General features: G+C 66.1%; 26 protein-coding genes. 15 read left to right on the top strand and 11 right to left on the bottom strand.

Features of this window, described 5'->3' with window-relative positions; all coding sequences use genetic code 11:
* Positions 1-38: 38 nt before the first annotated feature.
* The 3 genes from OVY29_RS08020 to rplL all read left to right on the top strand — a co-directional run bounded on the left by OVY29_RS08020 (position 39) and on the right by rplL (position 2,208).
* Positions 39-881, top strand: a complete 843-nt coding sequence (locus tag OVY29_RS08020) for a class I SAM-dependent methyltransferase (protein ID WP_037557544.1) — start codon at positions 39-41, stop codon at positions 879-881.
* 337 nt (positions 882-1,218) lie between these two features.
* A complete protein-coding gene (gene rplJ / locus OVY29_RS08015) occupies positions 1,219-1,734 on the top strand; it encodes a 50S ribosomal protein L10 (protein ID WP_037557541.1) in 516 nt (171 codons plus the stop codon).
* Positions 1,735-1,830: 96 nt separating this feature from the next.
* Positions 1,831-2,208 carry a 50S ribosomal protein L7/L12 gene (rplL, locus tag OVY29_RS08010; RefSeq protein WP_037557545.1) on the top strand — a complete coding sequence of 126 codons (378 nt, stop codon included), beginning with the start codon at positions 1,831-1,833 and terminating at the stop codon, positions 2,206-2,208.
* Between the two features lie 101 nt (positions 2,209-2,309).
* Here the strand turns inward: rplL and OVY29_RS08005 are convergent, their stop codons facing one another.
* Positions 2,310-3,260: an LPXTG cell wall anchor domain-containing protein gene (locus OVY29_RS08005; protein ID WP_313911155.1), complete on the bottom strand. Its 951-nt coding sequence runs from the start codon at positions 3,258-3,260 to the stop codon at positions 2,310-2,312.
* Between OVY29_RS08005 and OVY29_RS08000 the strand changes: the two genes are divergently transcribed.
* Positions 3,259-3,498 carry a hypothetical protein gene (locus tag OVY29_RS08000; RefSeq protein ID WP_313911154.1) on the top strand — a complete coding sequence of 80 codons (240 nt, stop codon included), beginning with the start codon at positions 3,259-3,261 and terminating at the stop codon, positions 3,496-3,498. The two genes, OVY29_RS08005 and OVY29_RS08000, sit on opposite strands and share 2 nt — an antisense overlap.
* On the opposite strand, the gene OVY29_RS07995 is transcribed toward OVY29_RS08000, so the two are convergent.
* Positions 3,495-5,012 carry a hypothetical protein gene (locus OVY29_RS07995; protein ID WP_037557344.1) on the bottom strand — a complete coding sequence of 506 codons (1,518 nt, stop codon included), beginning with the start codon at positions 5,010-5,012 and terminating at the stop codon, positions 3,495-3,497. The two genes, OVY29_RS08000 and OVY29_RS07995, sit on opposite strands and share 4 nt — an antisense overlap.
* Positions 5,013-5,139: 127 nt before the next feature.
* On the opposite strand from OVY29_RS07995, the gene OVY29_RS07990 reads away from it, so the two are divergent.
* Together OVY29_RS07990 and OVY29_RS07985 are read left to right on the top strand one after the other, a co-directional pair.
* Positions 5,140-6,168, top strand: a complete 1,029-nt coding sequence (locus OVY29_RS07990) for a phosphoribosylglycinamide synthetase (RefSeq protein WP_037557345.1) — start codon at positions 5,140-5,142, stop codon at positions 6,166-6,168.
* Positions 6,165-7,025, top strand: coding sequence for an NTP transferase domain-containing protein (locus OVY29_RS07985; protein WP_081933217.1), 861 nt, complete (start codon positions 6,165-6,167; stop codon positions 7,023-7,025). The genes OVY29_RS07990 and OVY29_RS07985 overlap by 4 nt, the downstream gene beginning before the upstream one ends.
* Here OVY29_RS07985 and OVY29_RS07980 read toward each other — a convergent pair.
* Positions 6,946-8,388: a carotenoid oxygenase family protein gene (locus OVY29_RS07980; RefSeq protein WP_313911153.1), complete on the bottom strand. Its 1,443-nt coding sequence runs from the start codon at positions 8,386-8,388 to the stop codon at positions 6,946-6,948. The two genes, OVY29_RS07985 and OVY29_RS07980, sit on opposite strands and share 80 nt — an antisense overlap.
* Before the next feature lie 80 nt (positions 8,389-8,468).
* Here OVY29_RS07980 and OVY29_RS07975 point away from each other — a divergent pair, with 80 nt between their 5' ends.
* A complete protein-coding gene (locus OVY29_RS07975; RefSeq protein WP_037557347.1) occupies positions 8,469-9,077 on the top strand; it encodes a TetR/AcrR family transcriptional regulator in 609 nt (202 codons plus the stop codon).
* A gap of 75 nt (positions 9,078-9,152) precedes the next feature.
* Positions 9,153-10,943, top strand: a complete 1,791-nt coding sequence (locus OVY29_RS07970) for a diguanylate cyclase (RefSeq protein ID WP_037557348.1) — start codon at positions 9,153-9,155, stop codon at positions 10,941-10,943.
* Between the two features lie 562 nt (positions 10,944-11,505).
* On the opposite strand, the gene OVY29_RS07965 is transcribed toward OVY29_RS07970, so the two are convergent.
* From OVY29_RS07965 to OVY29_RS07950, 4 genes are all read right to left on the bottom strand, one after another.
* Entirely contained in the window at positions 11,506-12,288 is a 783-nt protein-coding gene (locus tag OVY29_RS07965) for a hypothetical protein (RefSeq protein WP_313911152.1), read from the bottom strand.
* Complete coding sequence (locus OVY29_RS07960; protein ID WP_037557566.1) at positions 12,278-12,502, bottom strand: helix-turn-helix domain-containing protein; 225 nt, start codon at positions 12,500-12,502, stop codon at positions 12,278-12,280. Before OVY29_RS07960 ends, OVY29_RS07965 begins: the two co-directional genes overlap by 11 nt.
* Before the next feature lie 10 nt (positions 12,503-12,512).
* Positions 12,513-13,016, bottom strand: a complete 504-nt coding sequence (locus OVY29_RS07955) for a DUF2975 domain-containing protein (protein WP_052182478.1) — start codon at positions 13,014-13,016, stop codon at positions 12,513-12,515.
* A 274-nt stretch (positions 13,017-13,290) separates the two neighbouring features.
* Positions 13,291-14,136 carry a hypothetical protein gene (locus tag OVY29_RS07950; protein ID WP_200880220.1) on the bottom strand — a complete coding sequence of 282 codons (846 nt, stop codon included), beginning with the start codon at positions 14,134-14,136 and terminating at the stop codon, positions 13,291-13,293.
* A gap of 308 nt (positions 14,137-14,444) precedes the next feature.
* On the opposite strand from OVY29_RS07950, the gene OVY29_RS07945 reads away from it, so the two are divergent.
* A complete protein-coding gene (locus tag OVY29_RS07945) occupies positions 14,445-14,627 on the top strand; it encodes a CsbD family protein (protein WP_037556771.1) in 183 nt (60 codons plus the stop codon).
* A 97-nt stretch (positions 14,628-14,724) separates the two neighbouring features.
* Here OVY29_RS07945 and OVY29_RS07940 read toward each other — a convergent pair whose 3' ends face one another.
* The 3 genes from OVY29_RS07940 to OVY29_RS07930 all read right to left on the bottom strand — a co-directional run bounded on the left by OVY29_RS07940 (position 14,725) and on the right by OVY29_RS07930 (position 16,727).
* On the bottom strand, positions 14,725-15,477 hold the full coding sequence (locus OVY29_RS07940; RefSeq protein ID WP_037556773.1) for a hypothetical protein: 753 nt from the start codon (positions 15,475-15,477) through the stop codon (positions 14,725-14,727).
* A gap of 135 nt (positions 15,478-15,612) precedes the next feature.
* Positions 15,613-16,164 (bottom strand): GNAT family N-acetyltransferase, encoded by a 552-nt coding sequence (locus OVY29_RS07935; protein ID WP_081933165.1) that lies wholly within the window; start codon positions 16,162-16,164, stop codon positions 15,613-15,615.
* Positions 16,165-16,328: 164 nt separating this feature from the next.
* Positions 16,329-16,727: a glycine zipper 2TM domain-containing protein gene (locus OVY29_RS07930; RefSeq protein ID WP_037556776.1), complete on the bottom strand. Its 399-nt coding sequence runs from the start codon at positions 16,725-16,727 to the stop codon at positions 16,329-16,331.
* Between the two features lie 179 nt (positions 16,728-16,906).
* Here OVY29_RS07930 and OVY29_RS07925 point away from each other — a divergent pair, with 179 nt between their 5' ends.
* The gene (locus OVY29_RS07925) at positions 16,907-17,128 is read left to right on the top strand and encodes a membrane protein (RefSeq protein WP_037556777.1); all 222 of its coding nucleotides are present in this window, start codon (positions 16,907-16,909) and stop codon (positions 17,126-17,128) included.
* Positions 17,129-17,148: 20 nt separating this feature from the next.
* The gene (gene rarD / locus OVY29_RS07920; protein ID WP_037556778.1) at positions 17,149-18,066 is read left to right on the top strand and encodes an EamA family transporter RarD; all 918 of its coding nucleotides are present in this window, start codon (positions 17,149-17,151) and stop codon (positions 18,064-18,066) included.
* A 144-nt stretch (positions 18,067-18,210) separates the two neighbouring features.
* Here rarD and pyrC read toward each other — a convergent pair whose 3' ends face one another.
* On the bottom strand, positions 18,211-19,233 hold the full coding sequence (gene pyrC, locus OVY29_RS07915; RefSeq protein WP_037556796.1) for a dihydroorotase: 1,023 nt from the start codon (positions 19,231-19,233) through the stop codon (positions 18,211-18,213).
* Between the two features lie 164 nt (positions 19,234-19,397).
* On the opposite strand from pyrC, the gene OVY29_RS07910 reads away from it, so the two are divergent.
* From OVY29_RS07910 to OVY29_RS07895, 4 genes are all read left to right on the top strand, one after another.
* Entirely contained in the window at positions 19,398-20,123 is a 726-nt protein-coding gene (locus OVY29_RS07910; protein WP_037556779.1) for a YgfZ/GcvT domain-containing protein, read from the top strand.
* A 32-nt stretch (positions 20,124-20,155) separates the two neighbouring features.
* Positions 20,156-20,734, top strand: coding sequence for a hypothetical protein (locus OVY29_RS07905; protein ID WP_037556780.1), 579 nt, complete (start codon positions 20,156-20,158; stop codon positions 20,732-20,734).
* Positions 20,735-20,789: 55 nt separating this feature from the next.
* Entirely contained in the window at positions 20,790-21,335 is a 546-nt protein-coding gene (locus OVY29_RS07900; RefSeq protein ID WP_235211569.1) for a TIGR02281 family clan AA aspartic protease, read from the top strand.
* Positions 21,336-21,421: 86 nt separating this feature from the next.
* Positions 21,422-22,099: an MBL fold metallo-hydrolase gene (locus OVY29_RS07895; RefSeq protein WP_037556782.1), complete on the top strand. Its 678-nt coding sequence runs from the start codon at positions 21,422-21,424 to the stop codon at positions 22,097-22,099.
* Positions 22,100-22,184: the final 85 nt, after the last annotated feature.

The raw sequence follows: 22,184 nt of genomic DNA, 5'->3' as shown, positions 1-22,184 counted from the left end.
TGGCGGGATCGATTCGCCAAGACAAGGAAAAGATCATCATGACCGACGTGAAAATCGCCCCCATCGACCAGCCCGCGCTCTGGAACGGGCCTGCGGGAGAAACATGGGTAGCGAAACAGCAGATGCTCGACGCTTTGTTCGCGCCGGTCGCCGATTATCTGGCCGATGCGGTCGCCGCGGCGAGCCCGCACCGCCTGCTCGACATCGGTTGTGGAACCGGCGCGACCGCGCTCGCGGCTGCGCCGTGGCTTGGCGTCGGAGGGGATGTTCTGGGTGTCGACATTTCCGCCCCGATGATCGCCCGGGCGCGAGCGCGCGGGGCCGTCGAAGGACTGCCGGTGCGCTTCGAGGAGGGGGACGCCGAGATATATGATTTTCCTGCCGCAGCGTTCGACATGGCGATTTCCCGCTTCGGAGTGATGTTCTTTTCAGACAGCGTCGCCGCTTTCGCAAACATCCGCGCAGCAATGGTCCCGAAGGGGCTGCTCCAGGCGATCGCGTGGCGCAGCCCACGGGAGAACGACTTTATGACCGCCTCCTGGCGTGCCGCAGAGTCTTTTCTGCCGGCGATGCCGGCGCCCGATCCGGATGCGCCGGGGCAGTTTGCCTTTGCCAGCGATGAGCGCGTCCTGGGGCTTTTGTGGGATGCCGGATGGTCGGACATCGTGATCGAACCCATCGATTTTGCTTGCACCCTACCGACGTCTGCGCTTGCCGACTATGTCGCCAAGATGGGACCGCTCGGGCTGTTTCTGGCGCAGTCCGATCCGGCAGAACGGGCTGCGATAGTGGCGAAGGTGCTGCCGGCGTTCGATCGCTATATCGACGGTGACACGGTGCATGTCCGTGCCGCCTGCTGGTCGATCCGCGCGCGCGCCTGAGCCGCGGAGGATCCAAGGAAAGCTTGACTCTACACGCGCCGCCGCTATGAGCGCGGCCGTGTTGTCGCGGTTTCGGCCGTGACAGCTCCGTCCGAGACAGTTGGTGAAGGGAATATGCCCTTCTTAATTTCCAGCCGAGACGGGGAACAGTCTTATTCGGTCGCCCGCTTGGCACGCCCAGGTGACGCGGCTTGACCGACCCCATCGGACATCGTTGCGTGAAGGACAGGCGAGCTTTGGCTCGCATGGCTTTTGCGTGTGTTAGCGGCCCGGCCGCGCACGCTTTTGTCTTTGGGCAGGGGCGCATGTGCATCCGGGCATGAGTGGAGAAACAGGCATGGATCGTGCTGAAAAGGCCGAAGCCGTATCCTCGCTGAACGCTACGCTGTCGAATGCCGCCTCGGTTGTGATTGTTCGCAACCTGGGTCTTACCGTCGCCCAGTCGACGGTGCTTCGCGAGCAGATGCGGACCGCGGGTGCAAGCTTCAAGGTCACGAAGAACCGCCTGGCCAAGATCGCGCTCGATGGCACCTCCTACACCGGTATCAGCGACCTGCTGACCGGCCCCACGGCAATCGCCGCTTCGACCGATCCGGTCGCGGCTGCGAAGATCGCGGTGGAATTTGCCAAGACCAACGACAAGCTTGAAATCGTTGGTGGTGGCATGGGGGATGTGGTCCTCGACGTGAATGGCGTGAAGGCGCTTGCATCGCTGCCGTCGCTCGACGAACTGCGTGGCAAGCTTGTCGGCCTGCTCCAGGCTCCGGCCACCAAGGTTGCCCAGATTGCGGCAGCCCCGGCCGGTCAGCTGGCGCGGGTCTTTGGTGCCTATGGCGCCAAGGAAGCGGCATAAACCGACCGGCTCGCCGGTCGCCCCGGACTCGATCCGGGGTCCAAAGCGTAAACGTAACAATTCACCGGGCTTTCCCGGTTCTGATGGAGAATGAAAATGGCTGATCTTGCAAAGATCGTTGAAGACCTTTCGGCGCTGACCGTTCTGGAAGCTGCCGAGCTTTCGAAGCTGCTCGAAGAAAAGTGGGGCGTTTCGGCCGCTGCTGCCGTTGCGGTTGCCGCTCCGGGTGGCGCGGGCGCCGCTGCTCCCGCCGCTGAAGAGAAGGACGAGTTCGACGTCATCCTGACCGGTGACGGCGGCCAGAAGATCAACGTGATCAAGGAAGTCCGTGCGATCACCGGCCTGGGCCTGGGCGAAGCCAAGGCGCTCGTCGAAGGCGCGCCGAAGGCCGTCAAGGAAGGCGCCAGCAAGGCGGAAGCCGAAGAGCTGAAGAAGAAGCTCGAAGCTGCCGGCGCGACCGTCGAACTGAAGTAATTCGGTTCGCGGTTCCGGCTGGTTCGCCGGCCGGTACCAGCGAAAAGAAAAGGGCGGTGCCGCGAGGCACCGCCCTTTTTCATCTGGCGCGGGATTTCCCGTCAGTTGCGGGCAAAGCCGGGACGGAGACCGGGGTTGCCACGGCCAGGCTCGGGACGGCGAACCTCCTGCTTTTGCTCCGGCGGGGTCGCCGGGCGCTGGGAGATTTCCCATGCGCTGACGGGCTTGCGCGTCATATCCTGCTGCTGGGCCAGCGTTTCGTCGTAAGCGGTGCGTTCCTGACGATCGAGGAAGCGCGCGCGCTTGAGACGCTTGCTGAGCGTCGCAAAGGGATTGTCGGGCGTCGGGCCCGCGAGCGCCATCGCTTCATGGCGACCCATGCTGCCGCTCGGCGCCGCAGCGAAGGCCGGGGTGGTGCGCGGCGCCTCGACGCGTTCGCGGGGAACATAGGCGGGGGTAATCCAGGCCTGCGCCTCGGCGGGCTGCGCTTCGGCCGTGACCGGCGTCGTAGCGATCGCCGGCTCATCATCATAAGCGCGGTCTGCAAACGCGCGCTCGTTGCGCCGACGGCGAGCAAAGGCCAGGCCGGCACCGCCAGCGATCAGCAGCGCGGCTGCACCGCCAGCGAACTCCCAGGGAAAATCGCTGCCGCCGGTGGTGGCGGTTTCGAAGGGCGGCGGCGGCGCGACCTCGGCCGCCGGTTCGGCAGCGGCGGTCATCGGCGCGGCGACGGGGGCGATGTCTTCCAAGGGCGCGGCATCGGCCGAAAGGGCCTCGGGGGCCGGCTCCGAAGCTACCGGAGCGGCGGCCGTCCGGGTGCGCGGCGCGGCGCGTTCGCTCTTGGGCTGGGCGGGCTCGGCCCGCTCGGCCGCCTTCGGCGCGGGAGCGGCTTCAGCCGGCTCGATTTCCAGCGGCACGCGGATCACCGGCTTCGGCGCCGGCGGCTGGGTGGCTGGGGGCTCTGCGGTTTGCGGCGCGGCAACCAGGGCCGGGGCGCTCGGTTCGGGCACCGTAGGCGGGGTTTGGGGAGGTGCAGCGACCGGCGGGGTCATGGTGATGGTCGGCGCCCTGTGCGAACGCGCCAGGGGTGGACAGGACCAAGAACGCGGCAATCGCGCTCATGGCGGGGCGGGAGAGGGCGATATTTTTCGTCATAGTGACAGACAAACGAGTGTCGCATGCAAAGTGCTGCTCAAATCGTCCGCGATCCGCGACGAGCCGTTGTTCGGCGACGTCCGAATGAAGATTCTCGTTGAGCGGCCGGGCAATTTGACCGCCTTTTCGGGTTAGAGGAGGGAGACGGGCCGCTTCTCGACCAGCGTCGTGGTGCCGGCCGTGGAAATCGCGGCGCCGATCAGTGCCACATCATTTTCGAGCCTCTGATCGAGCGCCTCATCGCACAGCTGCGCCAGTTCGGCCATCAGCGGCATCGAAAGCGACAGGCGCAGTGTGCCCGCGATCCGTCCATCATCCATCTGGTGTGTTTTCACGGGCTGGCCGAGGCGGATTTCCTGCCCGAGCCAGCGCCGCGAATGGTGCGCGATATGGTCGTGCAGTTGCCGAGCCGCTTCGAAGTCGCAGTTTGGCCAGCGAGCGGACAGGTCGAGCGTGCGCAAGGTTTCACTGGCAAGGCACGATATGCCTCCCGCGCCGGGCACCTCCGAAAGCTCAAGTCGCCTGACCATGTTCATGACGTGATGGCTGAACCGCGACGTCACTTCGGCGACGCGGGCGGTCGGAAGCGCGGAGAACCGCTCGATTTCAATCAACGCGGCCTCGAGGCGCAGGAGCAGACCGAAGTTGTCACCTGCATTGAGTGCGTCGGCGCCTGGCCAGTCTTCGGGCCATTCAGCGCGGTTGGCAAGGCGTCGAAGCCCGAGCGGCAGGGGCATGGCGCGGCTGCGGACGGCGCGCGGAACGAACGCAAAGCCGCTGAAAGGCGGCCCGCCCGCGAACTTCGAGCCGGTCATCAGCACGACGCATCCGAGCGCGAGATACTGGCGCACGACGGGGGCGCTGATCCGAAGCTGGCAGGCATCGACGACGACGATCATGTCGTCGCTATGGACGGAGACCAGTCGCTCGACGTCGCTGAGAGCGGGCAGGGTCAGGCCCGTTTTGGATCCGTGGACGACATGGATGACCGCGCGGCGGCCGTTCGCGGCAGCGCGCTCGACATGGAGCGACAGTTCGGCCGCTATGGCGGCGGACGCACGAGGGAGACCGGCCCGATCGCGCACAGCGACATCAATCAGTTCGGTTCCGGCAAAGACGGGATCGATCGCAGTATGCGGCACGACCCGCGCTCCGGTCGCCGTTACCTCGGCAAAGAAGCGTCCCGCAGCGCTATGAACGCAGCCGCTGCCCACTTCGTCGCGGCCGAGCAGAACCGCCGTAAGCGGACGCCCGTCATGCGCCCCGGCAAGCCCGACATATTCGAGATCGGTGCCCGATGCCGCAAAGACGATAGCGGTCCTTGCGTCGAGCCCGAAGTAGCCCGCAAGGCCGGCGCGGATCGCATCCAGCCCTTCGGAATAGTCGGACGCCGGCATCGGCTGATCCAGCCGGTCGCGCCACCGGCGCGCCAATGTGGCGAAGGCATAGTCCGAAATACTGCTGATCGTCGACGAGCCGTAAGCGATCGCGTCGCTCGGCATGGCGGTCGCATAATATCGGTTGCGGCCATGCGCATCGAGGTGGATGCGACTGTCGCCGCCGCTGACGAGGGCTGACGCGAGGCGGGCGGTAGAGCGGCCGTCCGGAACTGACGCGGTTCTAGCGAAATCGTTGGGGTGCAGAAGCATGGGCATCCGGGTCGAGAGGATTTATCGCGACCTACCGGAATCAAATGACAGAGATTTGGCATTTTGCTTTCAATCCGGTCATCAAATGGTCATTGCGGTGAAACCTCGGCGTGGTCGGGTCGCCCACATGCGAACGACCGACCTCAAACCCACCCGGCTTCCCGATCGCCTCCGCGACACGCAGCGGCTTCTTTTCGTCGCCAAGCATGCCAAATGGACCGGCGGCCTCCATCCCGATGACGGCAACCATGCCGTCTATCACCGCGAGACGCGCGAGATACTCGAACGCATCGGCATGCCGCTCGTCGTTGCCGACGGCTATGCCGAACTTTTTACGCGACCCGACGCGGATTTCGTCTTTCCTCTCCTCAATCGCGGCGGTTTCTATAATTCGGAAATGCTGTTGCCGCTGCTCTGCAACAGGCTGGGGCTGCCCTATGTCGGCGCTTCGCCGATCGTGCGCGGGCTTTCCGACGACAAGCATCTGACCAAGCTGGAGGCGGTAGCGCGCGGCATTCCGACCGCGCCCTGGACGCTCTTCCGCCGGGGGGCGCCGGTCGATGTCGCGCGCTGCCCGCCGGCGCGTCGGTGGGTGATCAAGCCGAACAACAGTTCGGCATCGTGGGGGCTCCGCGATGCCTATAGTCGTATCGAACTCGCGCGCGCGGTCGCGGAAATCCATGCGCTGGACCATGATGCGATCGTCGAACCCTTCGTCGAGGGGAGCGACGTCGAGGTGCCTGTGATCACCTGCGACGGCGACCCCGCGATGCTGCCGATGATGATATTCGAGCAGGCCGATCCGAGCCATTTGCGCACATATCAGGAAAAGCGGGATCTGGTCGAACGTAGTCAGAAATACAGCCTCAAACTGTTCGATGACGCGGATATCGGCGCCCGGCTCGCCGAATATACGCGAAGGATGGCCGAAATCTTCCGGCCGTTCGATTACGGCCGCTTCGAGTATCGGGTCGATTTCACGACCGGCGAGACCCGGCTGCTCGAAGTCAATCTGAACTGCAACCTCTGGTCCGAGAAGGTGTTCGGCAGGGCGGCGATCGCGGCGGGATTCACCCAGGCCGATCTGATCGAAACGATCGTGGCTGAAAGCATGATCCGCCAGCTTGTCGATTTTGCGCGAAGGGATGCAGCATGAACGGGTCGATCCTGATCCTCGCCGGCCGTCGTCCGGGTGCGGTCGACGCGCTTGCCGGGGCGCATGGAGTCGGCGACAAATGCCTCGTTCCCGTGGCGGGCCGGCCGATGGTCGCGCATGTGCTCGAAAGCGCTGCGGCGACACCGGCCGCGAAGATTTTCGTTTCGACGCATCATGACGGATTGCTCGACGAACTGTCCGATCCGGTGATTCAAAGACTCGGCGACCGACTCGTCATCGTGGCGGCGGCGGACAATCTGGCGGACTCGGTGCTGGCAGTCGCGACGGTGGCGAGCTTTCCGCTGCTCATCACGACCGCGGATAATTGCTTGCTCACTCCTGCCACGATCGCGGAAATCAATGTCGAAGCTGCACGGCTCGGCGTCGAGGCCGGCGTGGCGCTGGCGCGGCGCGAGGATGTTCTCGCGGTTCATCCCGAGGGACAGCGGCGCTTCTATGAATTTTCGGACGTCGCCGTGTCGAATTGCAACGCCTATTGGATCGGCGACCGCGACGCGCTCAGAGCAGCGGAGGCGTTTCGCGGCGGCGGCCAGTTCGTGAAAAAACCGTTGCGCGTGATGCAGGCTTTCGGGCTGATCAACTTGCTGCGCTTCCGTTTCGGGCTCGGGCCCATCCACCATATTTTCGCCCGCCTTTCGCGCCGCCTGAAAGTCGACATCGCCCCGCTGCTGGTCAGCAACGGTGCAACGGCGATCGACATCGACAATGAACGGTCGCTCAGGGTGACCGAGGCGTTGATGGCTCGCCTCGATATCGTCAATCCGCGACCCAGTTGCCGTGGAACCCCGGAGGAATCCGGTGGGGAAGATGAACGACGGCTTGCGCTGACCCGGTAAAGTCGTCGGCATTCAGGATGACGAGGTCGGTGGATTCGTCGTTCATGTTGATCACAAGGCCGATCAGCCAGCCGTCGTCTTCGGCTCCATCGGCGCTCCGGGGTACGAAAACGAATTCGCCGGGATGGCGGCCGGTGCCGAAGTCGTGGATCGCTGTCGATCCGTTGCCGAGGTCGTGTTTGAACAGCCGCGTTTCGGCGAGCGCCCATTCGGCCGTCTCTCCATCGGGGATCGCGACGCTGTAGGCGTAGCGATAGGGCCGGGTCGTCAGCCGCTCGTCATAGCGCGGGAATTCCTGCGCATGGTCGTGGATGACGGTGCGCGTCGTCGTGCCCGCGGCGGGATCGATCGTCCAGCGTTCCATGCGCGATTTCTGGCTGTCGGGCCCGCGTTTCGATTCGGCGAACATCGTCTCGTGCGCGACGACGTCGACGACAACCTTGCCATCGGCGGTTTCGAACGCGTTGGCGGGGTGGAAGACATAGCAGGGCTCGACCGGGACCCAGATGATGCTGTCGCCGCGGCCGTTCCTGCGAAGGAGACCGACCCGCGCCGGATGCGCCCCGTTCCAGGCGTAGGGGAAGCGATAGCCGGCGAGCAGCATCTTCATCGAAAAGGTGACGGGAAGGTCGAAGACGAGCACGTAATTTTCGGTGATCGCGCAATCGTGGATCGAAGGGCCGTCACTCACCGCGACCGCTTCCTCGCGGATGACGTGCGCCTGGCTGTCGAGCACGACGTGCCAGACTTTGTTCGGTTCGTCGCCGCGATAGGTGATCGCGTGCATCTCGCCGGTGAAGGGGTCGTGGTGCGGGTGCGCGGTATATGCACCGAGTAGCGTGCCGTCGAACGGGTTGTGCGCGATCGTGTTCAGCTCGTAACCGAGCTCGACCGGCTTTCCGCCCGCTTCTACGATAGCGAAGGTGCGGCCGGCCAGGCCCACGACATTGGTGTTCGGCGCGTCGTTCCGGCCTTCGCGCGGTCCGGGAGGAAGTTCCTCGCCGAGCATTTCGCACGCCTCGCTGCCGCGCACCCAGCGGTTGCGATACCAGTCGGCCTTGCCGCCTTCGATGCGGATGCCGTGGACCATGCCGGCGCCGGTGAACCAGTGGTAGCTCGCGGGGTCGGGCGCGATGGCGGGGTTCGGGCCGTTGCGGAGGTAGCGCCCTTTGAGCTGCGCCGGAATCTCGCCTTCGACCTGCAGCTCTTCGAGCGTGAACTCCTGCGTCATCGGTTTGTGGATGCCGGTGAGGAAGGGGTGGGCGTCGGTGGGGCGGGGGAGGCGTTTACGGTTGAAGTCGGCGACCTTGCCGATGCCTTTGACGACGGCGCTGCGGATCAGGGTTTCGACATTGCTTGCCATGGCGATGCTCCTTACGGAAGTTGGCGAAGGTGCCGCGGAGGGTTGCGCGGACGACTCGATATGTTTACAGTGGCAACATTATGGCGAGCAAAGATAACAGTGTCAACTTAAAAGGCGGCGGCGCGACGAAGGCGGCGCGCGCCTATCATCACGGCGACCTGCGCGCGGCGGTGATCGCGGCGGGGCTCGAGCGGCTGGCCGAGGGCGACGGCGCCGAACTCGGCCTGCGCGCGCTGGCGCGCGACGTCGGGGTCAGCGCGACCGCGCTCTATCGCCATTTCCCCGACAAGGAGGCGCTGCTCGATGCGCTCGCCGACGAAGGGCTGCGGCGATTGGGCGCGCTGCAGGCGCAGGCGTGGCTGAAGGCGGGCGGCGGCGTCGCGGGCTTCAAGGCCACGGGGATCGCCTATGTCCGCTTCGCCCACGACGAACCCGCGCTCTTTCGCCTGAGCTTCACGCGCCAGATGGCGGGCCGCAAGGAAGGCGGCGACGGCGGCGAGGTCGCCTATAATCTGCTGCGCGCCGGGGTCGGCGAGGCACTGCCCGGCGCGGCGAATGTCGATACCGCCGCGACGCACGCCTGGGCGCTGGTGCACGGCCTGGCGATGCTGATCCTCGACCGGCGCATCGACTGGGACGAGGCGAAGGTCGCCGAAGTCGTCGGGCTGACCTTTGGCGGCGTCGGCTGATCGCCGCAAAGGCCCGGCCGCAAAGGCGGCGCATATATTAGCGGTTTATTTTCCCCTTTTCGGTTAACTGGTCGCATGACCCAGTCGCTGACGCCCAGAGTCGAAGCGGTCTTCTGGTTCCTGTTGACCGCAACGGGATATTTTCTGCTGGCGAGCCTGTCGCTGCACACGACCAAGGGTGTCGACAATATCGCGGCGGTCTGGCCGCCGAGCGGCTATTTCCTCGCGCTGCTGCTGTTGATGCCGGGCCATGCGCGAGCGCGCGTGTCGTCGTTCGCCGGCATGGCGGCGGCCAGCCTTGCCGCGAACCTGTGGAGCGGCGTGCCGCCCCTGTCCTGCCTTGCCTATACGCTGGCGAACGGGTGCGAGGCCGCCATCGCGCTGTGGTTGATCCGCCGCGACCGGACGGAAGACCTGTCGTTCATGGTCCCGCGCTCGGTCGTCAGCTTTTGCGGCGCGGCGCTCGGCGCAAGCGCGGCCAGCGCGCTGCTCGCAGGGACACTGGTCGGCGCGAGCATCGATTTTTACCTTTCGTGGCTGACGACGGTGCTGCTCGGAATGCTGATCGTCACCCCGCCGATCGTGATGCTCGCCCGGATGATCGGCACGAAAGCGATGGACAATGCGCCGCCGCGGATGAAGGCCGAGGCGACCGCGATCCTGACGGGCGCCGGACTGGTCACGATCGCCGCATTCAGCCAGGCCGAATTTCCCGCGACCTTCCTGCCGTGCATGGCGGTCGTCGCGGCCGCCTATCGGCTGGGCCCCTTTGGTGCGGCGGCGGGAATATTGATCGTGACGATCATCACTTCGCTGCTCAGCGGGCAGGGCTATGGCCCGATCGTCGCGATCGATGAGCCCGCGAAGGTCAAAGTGCTGTTCCTGCAATTCTATCTGCTGTCGCTGCTGTTCACGACGCTGCCGCTGGCGTCGCTGCTGATCGTGCGCCAGCGGCTGGCGAAGCGGCTGGAGCAGAGCAACCGCTGGCTGCTCCAGGCCGAGGCGGTGGCGCTCGTCGGGCATTGGCGCGTCGATCTGGTCGCGTGGACGATCCACTGGTCGGACCAGGCCTATCGCATCCACGGGCTGGTTCCCGGCACGCCGGTCGACGTCAATTACAGCGTCAAACAATATGTCGCCGAAGACGGCGCCGCGGTCCGGAAGATATTGGAAGAGGCGGTCCGCACCGGCGAGCCCTTCGAGTTTCAGGGACGTATCGTGCGCGCCGACGGCGAGATTCGCCATGTGAAGTCGCACGGGTCGATCGAGGCGGGTCGCGGCGGGCAGGCGGTCGCGATTTTCGGCACCGTGCAGGATGTGACCGAGACGGTCGAGAATGCGCGGATATTGGAAGCCGCGCGCAGCGCCGCCGAGCGCGTCGCGAACACCGACATGCTGACCGGGCTGCCCAACCGGCGGCACACACTGGCCTTCCTCGAAAAAGCGCTGGCGGGCGCGCGCGAGCATGGCGCGCCGCTGGCGGTCGCGATCTTCGACATCGATCATTTCAAGCGGATCAACGACACCCACGGCCATGCGGTCGGCGACCGCGTCATCCACCGCGTCGGGCAGCGCGCCAAGGCGGCGCTGCGCGAAGAGGATATGCTCGGCCGCATCGGCGGCGAGGAGTTCGTGTGCATCCTCCGGCGATCGAGCGCGCAGGCAGCCGAAATCGTCGCCGAGCGCGTGCGCAAGGCGGTGGAGACCGGCACCGCGGCCGACGACGGCGTGCCGCAGGCGACGATCAGCATCGGTCTGGCGGTGTTCGACGGCGAGCCCGACATCGAGGAGTTGCTGCACCGGGCGGATCAGGCGCTGTACGCGGCGAAACGCGAGGGGCGGAACCGGCTGCGGATGGCGGCGTGAGGGCGGAAGGGGTTTCGGCATTATGTCTGTTTTGGGGTGGAGAGCGGACATTCCACAACCGTCGCCCCCGCGAAGGCGGGGGCCGCTGTCGTTTTACACAATGCCGCTGAGTAAGGCCGCTAGCGGCCCCCGCCTTCGCGGGGGCGACGGCTAGGTTCGGTCGATTCCGGTCATTCGATCCAGATCGGCGGCGAACGATCGAAACGGGTGGTGAGTTACCTTGGTATATTCTCTCTTCCGTCATCCCGGGCTCGATCCGGGATCCGTTCTCGCAGCGTTGAACGAATGGACCCCGGATCAAGTCGCGCGAGTCACGTGCCTCGTACGAGGATGACGAGGAAAGAAATATCCTCCCTGTGCCGCAGGCATGGGGAGGGGGAGCGAGCGGGGTAAAAGCAACGCGCGGGGCGCGTTGCTTCCCGCGAGGCGCCGTAGGCGATGGTGGAGGGGCGGAAACCTCGCGCCATTATAACCCCTCCGTCAGCCCTTCGGGCTGCCACCTCCCCATGGCTTCGCCACAGGGAGGATCGTGCGTCAACTAACGGTCATTTCCCGGCGCTCGTTACAACGTGCCCGCCAAACCACGGGCCACCGCCGGTTCGGGCCGCAAATCCTTGCCCTTGACCGCGGCGGCATGGCGGGCGGCGATGGCGTTGCTGCCCGCCATGGTCAGCGCGAGCAGGCCGACGACGAGCGCGTCGAGCAGCAGCAGCGGCCAGTCGAGGATCGCCGGGGCGAAGATCGCGCCGAAGCTGAGCGCATAGTGCGCGATCATCAGCGGCAGCACGCCGGCGAGGAGTAGCAGTATGGTGCGCCAGAAGCTGCCCGCCATGATCCGCACCGAGCGGATCGGGCCGATCGCGGCGTTGCCGAGCGCCCAGGCGACGGTCCATGCCATGAAATAGATGCCGGCGATGCTGCTGAACAAGACCAGCGCATAGCCGGTCCATTGCGCGGTCGTCCCGGAAAGGCCCATCAGGCCGGTCAGCGAGGGGCCGAACAGCGTCCACCATTGTTGCACGCCGTTCAGCGCGAACAGGATGAGCCACAGGCCGATCGCGGGCCATTCGATGCGCGCGGCGCGCCGCGCGTCGAAACCAAAGAGGATATAGCGCGTGAACCAATAGCCGGGCAGCAGCAGCGCGAGTGTCTTCGCAAAGCCGAATTGCAGGCGAAGCGGGTCGGCTTCGGCCGCCTTGGCGCCCGCGATGCCGTCGTACATGCCCGCGCGCCATTCGACGACATGCTGCGCGAGTTCGACGAGCACGGGGATGAGGAAGAGCAGCGGACAGGCGAGAGCGAAGGCCCAGGCGCTGCGATAGACGGTAGCAATATCACTCTTCATCGGCCGGTCCTTCCGGGTCGAAGGCGATCAGGTCGCCGGGTTGGCATTCGAGCGCGCGGCAGATCGCGTCGAGGGTCGAGAAGCGGATCGCCTTCGCCTTGCCGGTCTTGAGCACCGACAGGTTGGCGACGGTGATGTCGACGCGTTCGCTGAGCTCGGTCAGCGTCATCCGCCGCCGCCACAGCATGTCGTCGAGCTGGATTCGTATCGGCATATCGGATTTCCTAAATCGTCTGCTCGAGCTCTTCGCGCATCGCCGCGCCCTGTTCGAAGATGCGCGCAAGGACGAAGAGGAGCAGCACGGCGAGCCAGGCGGTGAGGCTGGGCTGCCAGCCGAATACCTCTCCGCTGATGCGCGACATTTCCAGCGACAGCCAGCCATAGGCGGCGTCGATGACCTGCGTCGCGAGCAGCCACCAGCCGATCGCGCGGAGCCGCCGGGCGTTGTCGAGGGTGAAGGCCGCGCCCGCCTTTGTCGCGTCGATCATCGCGATCAGGCGGGTGAAGATCGCATGCGCGGCGATGGCGACCGGGATGCAGAGCAGCAGGGTGATGCGGAACAGGTCGAGCATATAGCCGCCGTCGATCGCGGGCTTGGCGCCGGCGATCGCGTCGAGGACCAGATCGGGCCGCAGACTGACCGCGACGAGCGCGATCAGGAACAGCGCGAGGAACACCCAGTTCAGGATGTTCAATCCCATGAGCAGCCGGCGGCTCCATCGTAGCATCGCGAATCCCCTTTTCGATTACCGATACGGTGCATATCGATAATCGATAATAGTGATATTGCAAGGCGGTAATCCGGGGTGTCGGATCGGGGCGGGAAACGCTGCCTTTCTATCTCATCATCCCGGCGAAGGCCGGGATCTCGCCGGTGCGCAAAACCGCGAGGGTGAGATCCCGGCCTTCGCCGGGATGACAATTTGTTCAGGGCGCCTGCGCGTATGGAAAAGGGCGCGGAAGCGATGCTTCCGCGCCCTGAACCTTTGAAGCCGGAGCGGCTTAGTTGGCCGGCTGTTCGGCCGCCGCGTCGGCGGCCGCGGTGGCGTCGGCCTGCGGTGCCGGTTCGCCCGTCGCCTGTGCGACGGCGGCGGCGAACTGTTCGGCGGTATAGGCCGCGGCGAGGCCGGCGGGCGACATCAGGAAAGCGCTGCGCGGCAGGCTGACGTCGTCGCCGCCGGGGGTGGTCACGACGACCGCATCGGCGCTGACCGACTTGACCTTGCCGAGCACGGCCGCGCCCTTGAGGCTGCGGACGTCGGCACCCGCGACGAGCGCGGCGGCGACCGCGGCGTCATCGGCGGCGGCGGCGCTGTTCACTTGCTGCATCGCGGCGGCGAATTGTTCCGCCGTGAAGCTGGTCGCAAGACCCGCCTGACCGATGAAGAAGGCGTTGCGCGGCAGCTTCACGTCGCCGGTCGGGGTGGTGAGGACCACGCCGTCGGCGGCGACGAGCTTGACCTTGCCGAGGATGGCCTGGCCATTGACGCCGCGCACGTCGGCGCCGGGCTGGATCGCGGCGGTGAGCTTGGCTTCGTTGCCGGCCGCGGCCTGATCGACCGCGGCGACGACTTGCGCCCGCGTGGCGCCGATCGTCGGGCCCTTTTCGAGCTGACCGAAGGAATTGGCGGGGAGGGTCACCTGCTTGCCTTCGCCGAGATCGACGACGACGTTCGCGCCCTGTGCGCTCGAGACGGTGCCGAGTTCGGCGCCCTCGGAATCGAAAACCTTGGTGCCGACCGAAAGGTCGACGGTCGCCGCGGCGGCGTCCTGCGCCAGCGCGGGGGCGGCCACGACGGCCGCCATGCCGAGAGAGAAAGTTGCAACAAAGCCTGCGAGTTTCCGCATCGCTTGGGGTCTCCTTTGAGAAATGATGTTTGGAACGGATGAATCTTGAACGCGTATAAGCGAGCAAGGGCCACGCCAAGGCTGACGAACCGTGCAGAGGATAGGATGAGGCGAGCCGTGGATTGCCAAGAGCGAGGGTGGGGGGCGACGCATTCTCTAAACGGCAGCTCCCCACCCCGATGCCGACGTCGGCCAGCGACCCTCGCTCCCGAACGGCCTGCCTCAAACGGCGGAACATATGCCCCGCCGCGTCGTTGGTCCGGCAAGAGGCGCACCCCTCCGCCTCTGCAAAAGCAAGGAGATACGCCATGGGTGAACTCACCGAAAAAGCCAAAGGCATCGCGAACGAAGCCGCCGGCAATGTGAAGCAGGCGACCGGCAAGGCGACCGACAACGAGCGTCTGCGCGCCGAAGGCGAGGCGCAGGAGCGCAAGGGCGAAGCCCAGAATCTGAAGGGCAAGGTCGAGGGCGCGCTCGGCGACAAGATCTGACCTTTCGGTCCGTTCGCTTGCTCGTCACGCAAGCAAGGAAAAAGGCCCCGGGATCCCTCTCCCCGGGGCCTTTTTCATGTCGTTTGCGGGATGGGGCTTATTTGCCGCCCGAGGCGACGAGATCGACGTCGGTCATCCCGCCGTCGCGGCGCATCATCAGCACATAGGCGAGATCGCCCTTGGTGCCGCCGAGCATATGCTCGTTGCCGTTGACGCGGTGATCGCTGGTGTAGCCGGCGCGGATCGCCATCGTGTGATAATAGTCGAGTACCGCCTGCATCGAGGCGGCGGTCTGAAAATTGACGACGCGGATGTTGCATTTGCCGCCGGCGATCCCCGCGGCCTCGCGCAGCGTCGCGCGCGGGTAGACCTTGAACGCGGCGGGAAGGCGGTTCGCCCACGCGTTGCTGTAGGTCAGCTTGGCGTCGCAGCCGCCGCCCTTTTGCTGATCGCGCGCGAGGGCGCCGATGGTCACCGGGCGGGCCTCCGCTTCGCAGCCGTTGCAGCCGGCCTCCATCGGGAGGGCTTTGGGCGCGGTCAGCAGCTTGCCGGCCTTTAGCGCCGCGGCGGCTTCGGCGGCGGTCGCGGCCTTGCCGCTCCGGACGCCGGGAACGCCGCCGTCGATCGGCCGGTTGCCCGGGCCGACGGCGTTGCGGTTCGACTGGCCCGCGAGCGCCGGATCGACCATGATCTTGTCTTCGAGCGAGCCCTTGATCGCCGGGTCGGCGTTGGTCAGCCCGTCGTCGAGCGGGGCGAGATCGGCCTTGGCATTGGGGTTGTCGCGGCATCCGCCGAGCGGCGCCGCCGCGACCAGCAAACCGGCAACGAGCCATTTTCCGCGCAAGATCATCGCTAACACTCCCTTAATCCTTTACCGGGAATGCCCGATCCTGGTCAAAAAGGCCCAAATAAAATGCGTTAACGCGCGGGCTTTATTGGCCGCAACCTGTCTCGGAGCGAGACGCTTTTGTAAGGATGCGCCCGGTCAGGGCTGAAATTCCCTGCGTTTGATGCGCCACGCGTCGGCGCTTTGCGTCCAGGCGTCGACGGGCGCGTCCTCGAACGGGGCGGGGAGGCGCGTCGGGCCGCTGTTGGCCGCGCCGAGGCGTTTGGCGAGCGCTTGCGAACGCGTGTTGGCGGGGTCGATGCTGTGCATCAGCTCGGGCCATTTCAGGAATTCGACCGCGAAATCGCAGGCGGCGACCGCGCCCTCGAAGGCATAGCCCTTGCCCGCGAAGCGCGCGCTGACGCCGTAGCCGATCTCGGGCGCCGGCCAGCCGTCGGGCTCCCACGGGCCGAGGCGGCCGACCCATAAGCCGGTATCGCGCTCGATCACCGAAAACATCGAAAAGCCGCGGATGTGCCACGCGCCCGCGAGCGTGCACCACTGGCGCCACGCCGCCGAACGCGGGCAGGCGCCGCCGATGAAGCGCATCGTCTCTTCCTCGGCGCACATCGCGGCGAAAGCGTCGAAATCCTCCGCCGCGGGCGGGCGGAGGATCAGGCGCTCGGTGACGAGCAGGGGGCCGTTCAGCATGATATGTCTCTTTCCCGCAGCGGTGGACGACGCTTGTGGGACAAGAACGGCCGGGGGACAAGGCGCACACGCTTGAGGGCACCGGCGTTAACCGGTGCCCTCGCCATCAGCGTGTGCGGGTGGAGGGGTCTCGAACCCGCACTCGAGACGGTTTCTGTCTCAATTTAGCGGCAGCGATATTTGTCGCGGTCGATCTCGCGGCCGAGCAGCGCGCCGCCCGCAGCGCCGAGCACAGTGCCGAGCAGCTTGTCGCCGCCGCCGGCGATTTCGTGACCGGCGAGGCCGCCGACGGCGCCGCCGATCAGAAGGCCGGTCGTGCCATTGTCCTTCTTGCAGCGATAGCGGCCGTCATTGTCGCGCCAGATGCGGGTGTCGCGATCGATGCGCTCGTCGCGCGCATAATAGCGGCGATCCTTGCGCTTGCGGTAGAAGTCCGACGCCTGTTCGAACTCGTGATAGCCCGGCGCCTTGGCGGGGGTCGTCACGCCGGCGTGGAGCGGCGTGGTACCGAGGACGCTGGCGGCGACGAACGCGCCCATCAGGCCTTTGGTGAAGATACGCATGGTAAGTCCTTTCCTGGTTCCGCGCTCCGTGCCTTGGCAGGCTCGGGCGCTTCGAGGAGAAAACGAGCCGGCTCCCGATCGCGTTGCATGAACGCAAGGCAACAAGATGAAACGAGCCCATCCATCGACGAACCGAAAGGCTCTTGCCGCATCGCGGGCGGCGTGCGAAAACCCTGTCCATGCTCAATATCGGATCGCTCATCATCGGCGCTATCGCCCTGGTTCTGGCCGTTTTTGCGTTCATTCCGCTGCTCGGCTGGGCGAACTGGGTGATCATTCCTTTCGCCGTCGTCGGCCTCGCGCTCGGCGCGATGTCGGACAAGACGAGCGGGCGGAACCTCAATATCGTCGTCATCGTCATCGGCGTCATCCGCCTGATGCTCGGCGGCGGCATCATCTGATCCTTTAGAAGTCGAGCGCCATGGCACAGACACCGGCCCCCGCGGGGAGCAATGAGGGCGGGCTGCCCTATGCGCTGGCCGCCTATGGCATCTGGGGCTTCGTCCCGCTCTTCTTCAAACTGATCGCGAGCGTCCCGCCGGTCGAGGTGCTGGCGCAGCGGATCATCTGGTCGCTGCCGCTCTGTTTCCTGATCATGCTGTTTCGCCGGCAGATCGGCGAATATCTGGCGGCGCTCAAAGATTGGCGGACGCTGCGGCTGCTGCTGGCGAGTTCGCTGCTGATCGCGGTCAACTGGCTCGTCTATATCTATTCGATCTTCACCGACCATGTGCTCGCGGCGAGCCTCGGCTATTATCTCAACCCGCTGGTCAATGTGATGCTCGGCATGATCTTCCTCGGCGAGCGGCTTTCGAAGCTGCAATTGCTGGCGGTGGCGATTGCGGGGGTCGGGGTTGCGATCCTGCTCGCGGGCGCGCTCGATACGCTGTGGATCAGCCTGACGCTGGCCTTTTCGTTCGGCATCTATGGCCTGATCCGCAAGGTCGTGCCGGTGGGGTCACTGCCCGGGCTTTCGGTCGAGACGACGGTGCTGCTGTTGCCGTCGCTCGCCGTGTCCGCCTGGTATCTGTGGGCGGGCGACGGGCGCGGTTTCGGATCGGACGGCGGCATCAGCCTCTTGTTGATGGCGGGCGGGGTCGTCACCGCGGTGCCGCTGCTGCTCTTTGCCACCGCGGCGCGGCGGATGAGTTATGCCGCGCTCGGCTTCGTCCAATTCCTCGCGCCGACGCTCCAGTTCGTCTTGAGCCTGTTCGTCTTCCACGAGCCGCTGAAACCCGCGCAACTCGCCTGCTTCATCCTGATCTGGGCGAGCATCGCGGTGTTCAGTTTCGACATGCTGCGCAAGATGCGCGCCGAGCGGATGATCGAGGTGGCTTGAGTTCGGTCCTCCCTGTGGCGAAGCCATGGGGAGGGGGGCCGCTCGCTGAAAGCGAGTGGTGGAGGGGCCGCGACGTCGCGTTATAGCCCCTCCGTCAGCGCTGCGCGCTGCCACCTCCCCATGGCTTCGCCACAGGGAGGATTTTCAGACCAGCCGCCAGCCCAGCGTTTCGCCGGCGTGGAAGGGGACGACTTCGCCGATGCGGTCGGGGACGAGCGTCTCGGCGCGTTCCAATGTCACCGTGCCGGTATTGAGCGGCAGGCCGTAGAAGCGCGGGCCATGTTCGCTGGCGAAGCCTTCGAAATGGGCGAGGGCGCCGTCCTCGTCGAACGCCTCGATATAGGATTCGAGCGCATAGGGGGCGTTGAAAATGCCCGCGCAGCCGCACGACGCTTCCTTCGTATGCACCGCGTGCGGCGCGCTGTCGGTGCCGAGGAAGAATTTGGGCGAGCCCGAGGTCGCGGCCTTTCGTACCGCGAGCCGGTGATGCTCGCGCTTCGCGACGGGCAGGCAGTAAGCGTGCGGGCGGATGCCGCCGACGAGCATCGCGTTGCGGTTGATGTGGAGGTGCTGCGGGGTGACCGTCGCGGCGACATTGGCGGGCGCGGCGGCGACGAACTCAGCGGCTTCGGCGGTGGTAATATGTTCGAAGACGATCTTGAGCGCGGGAAGGGCGCGGACGAGCGGTTCGAGCGTGCGTTCGATGAACACCGCCTCGCGGTCGAAGATGTCGACGTCGTGGTCGGTGACTTCGCCGTGGATGAGGAGCGGCATGCCGATCTCCTGCATCCTCTCGAGCACGCCCATGATGTTCGCGACGTCGGTGACGCCGTGCGCGCTGCCGGTGGTCGCGTGCGCGGGATAGAGTTTGGCGGCGGTAAAGACGCCCTCGGCGTGTCCGCGCGCCATCTCGTCGGAGCTGCTGTGGTCGGTGAGGTAAGCGACGATCAGCGGCGTGAAGTCGAGCCCGGCGGGCACCGCGGCGTTGATGCGTTCGCGATACGCCCGGCCTTCGTCGGCGGTCGTCACCGGCGGCGACAGGTTGGGCATGACGATCGCGCGGGCGAACTGGCGCGCGGTATATTGCGCGACATGTTCGAGCATCGCGCCGTCGCGCAGATGGACGTGCCAGTCGTCGGGGCGGCGGATCGTCAGGCGGTCGGTCATCATCTTCTCCGCTCTCCCCTTCGGGGGAGGGGGCGTTCAGAGGCACGCGACTCTGACGCGGGTGGGGTCTCGAAGCATGGAGCAAGGCCGATGGACCCCACCCCAACCCCTCCCCTGAAGGGGAGGGGCTTTAAGTTGGCTCCCGCGCTCCCTATTGTCCGTGCATGGCTAACACAACCCTTCACGACCGCGCCCTCATCCGTCTGTCGGGGGAGGACGTCCGCGGCTTTCTGCAAGGGCTCGTCACCAACGACACGTCGGGCAATTTGCCGGTGTGGGCGGCGCTGCTCACCGCGCAGGGCAAGGCGCTGTTCGATTTCCTGATCTGGGCCGACCAAGCGGATGTGCTGATCGATTGCGAGCGCGATGCGGCGGAAGCGCTGGTGAAGCGCCTGACCCTCTATCGCCTGCGCCGCGCGATCACGATTGCATTGGAGCCCGAACTGGCGGTGCATTGGGCGCCGGCGGGCGACCTCGGCGTCGTCGATCCGCGGCTGGCCGGGCTCGGCCAGCGCTGGCTTGCGCCGGCGGATGAAGGCGAGGGCGCCGATGCCGCGTGGCGCGCGCACCGGCTGGCGCTGGGCGTTGCCGAGGGCCGCGCCGAACTCGGCGATGGAGCGACGCTGTGGCTCGAATGCAATGCCGCCGAACTGAACGGGGTCAGCTTTGCCAAGGGCTGTTACGTCGGGCAGGAAAATACGGCGCGGATGAACTGGCGGCAGAAGGTCAATCGGCGGATCGTCGTGGTGCCGATCGCCGAGGCCGATGAAAAAAGGCAGATGATCGCCTATCCCGAACTCGGCTGGTCGGTCGAGCATCGGCGGGTGGAGGATATTGATGCCGCCGAGGCGCCGCCATGGATGCGCGAAGGGCTCGCCGCGGGTTCATGACAGGTGCAGCCTTTGCTGCTAGGTTGGCGGCCATGCGCGCCATGCTGATCTCTTCGGCGCTCGCCGCCGCTTTTCTGTCCGCCGTCGCCGCTGCGGCGCCGACGTCGCTGTTGCCCGTCCAGCCCGAAGCGCCCGCGCCCGCTGTCGCGCTGGCGCCGCTCGCCAGGGAGTCGGTCTGGACGCCGCGGTTCGAGGCGGCCGCCGGCGAACTCGCCGACGCCCTGCGCTCGCGCGACGAGGCGCGGTGGGGAGCGATGTTCGGCGGAAAGTGGCTGGCGGCGGCCGATCGCGAACGCATCAGGAGCCTGCTCGTCGATCGCGACAGCCCGTTTCTTCATGCTCTTTTCTCCAAGGGCGCGACGCATCGCGCGATTCTCGGCTGGGATGCGCCCGCGTCGATGAGCGCCGCCGAGCGCGCGGCGATCGAGGCGGGGCAGGAGGCCGAGGCGCTGATCTGCTGGTCCGCCGGTGGTGAGGGCGTGTGGCCGTCGACGGCGCGCGAGGCCGACAATCGCCCCGGGCGTCCTTACGCCTGCGCGCGGATCGCCTATAGCATCCGCGGCGGCGCGCCGACGTGGCGCGCGTTCATCGAGCAGCGCGAGCCCGCTTAACCAATTTCCAACCCCAATCTGCGACAAACCGCCCATGATCGGGCGGTATCTTGGCTTGGCGGTCGCCATCACGGCGGTGTCGGTCGGTGTGGCGAGCGTCGCCAGCCGGTCGTCCGGCGATGCGGACGGTGCGCGGGCTGCGGCGGAAACGCAGGACAATAGCAACTGGACGACGCAGCGCGGCAAGCGCAGCACCTGGTCGTCGGGGCCTTCGGCGCCGGCCGCAAGGGGCTTGGGCGGCGAAGTGCGCCTTGGCCGGGCCGGCGATTCGCATTTCTATGCCGATACCGAGGTCGACGGCACCAACATCCGGATGCTGGTCGACAGCGGTGCGTCGATCGTCGCGCTGACGCGGCGCGATGCCGAGGCGATCGGGATCGACGTCGACAGCCTGCCGATCGGCGGCATGGCGCGCACCGCGGGCGGCGACGTGCCGATGCGCACGGTGACGCTGGGCAGCGTGGTGGTCGAAGGGATCGAGGTGCGGCAGGTTCCGGCGGCGGTGATCGACGCCGATATGGGCGTGTCGCTACTGGGGCAGAGCTTTCTGGCGAAGCTCGACGCGGTGAATGTCGAGGGGGATACGATGACGCTGCGTTGAGGGGGCGACGGCACTAGCAACAACGACAGATCGCTCACCCAGCCTTACCCTTGCCATTTCTGCCGCTTTTCCCCACATCGAGCGCCATGAACGCTCCCAATCCTCCCCCCAATCCTCCGATGCGCGCGGCGATCGTGCCGGTCACCGCTTTCCAGCAGAATTGCACCTTGCTGTGGTGCACCGCGACGAACAAGGCGGCCTTTGTCGATCCCGGCGGCGACCTGCCCAAGCTGAAGGAAGCGGTCAAGCAGACCGGGGTTGAGGTCGAGAAGATCCTCGTCACCCATGGGCATATGGATCATTGCGGGCAGGCGGGGATGCTCGCGAAGGAACTTGGCGTCCCGATCGAGGGGCCGCACGAGGACGACCGCTTCTGGATCGAGGCCTTTGCCGAGGACGGCGTGCGTTTCGGCATGGTCGGCGAATCCTTCGAACCCGACCGCTGGCTCGTCGACGGCGATACGGTGACGGTCGGCGATCTTAAGATCGACGTCATCCACTGTCCGGGGCACACGCCGGGGCATGTCGTCTTTCATCATGCGCCGTCGAAGCTCGCGATCGTCGGCGATGTGATCTTTCAGGGATCGATCGGGCGCACCGATTTTCCGCGCGGCAATCATCAGCAATTGCTCGATTCGATCACGCAGAAATTATGGCCGCTGGGCGGCGACACGACCTTTCTGCCCGGGCACGGCGCGCACAGCAATTTCGCGCACGAACGGCGGACGAACCCGTTCGTGAGCGATATGGCGCTCGGCGGCTGAGGTCCCCCTCCCGCTTGCGGGAGGGGTTAGGGGAGGGCTTGTCGCTTTTCCCCAAGTTGGACCGGAACAGGCCCTCCCCCGACCC

It is taken from the genome of Sphingopyxis sp. SE2, from assembly GCF_032227185.1.
In the GTDB taxonomy this organism is placed as follows: Bacteria; Pseudomonadota; Alphaproteobacteria; order Sphingomonadales; family Sphingomonadaceae; genus Sphingopyxis.
Note: the sequence above shows the minus strand (reverse complement) of the source record. Positions and strands in the feature narration are given on the sequence as shown.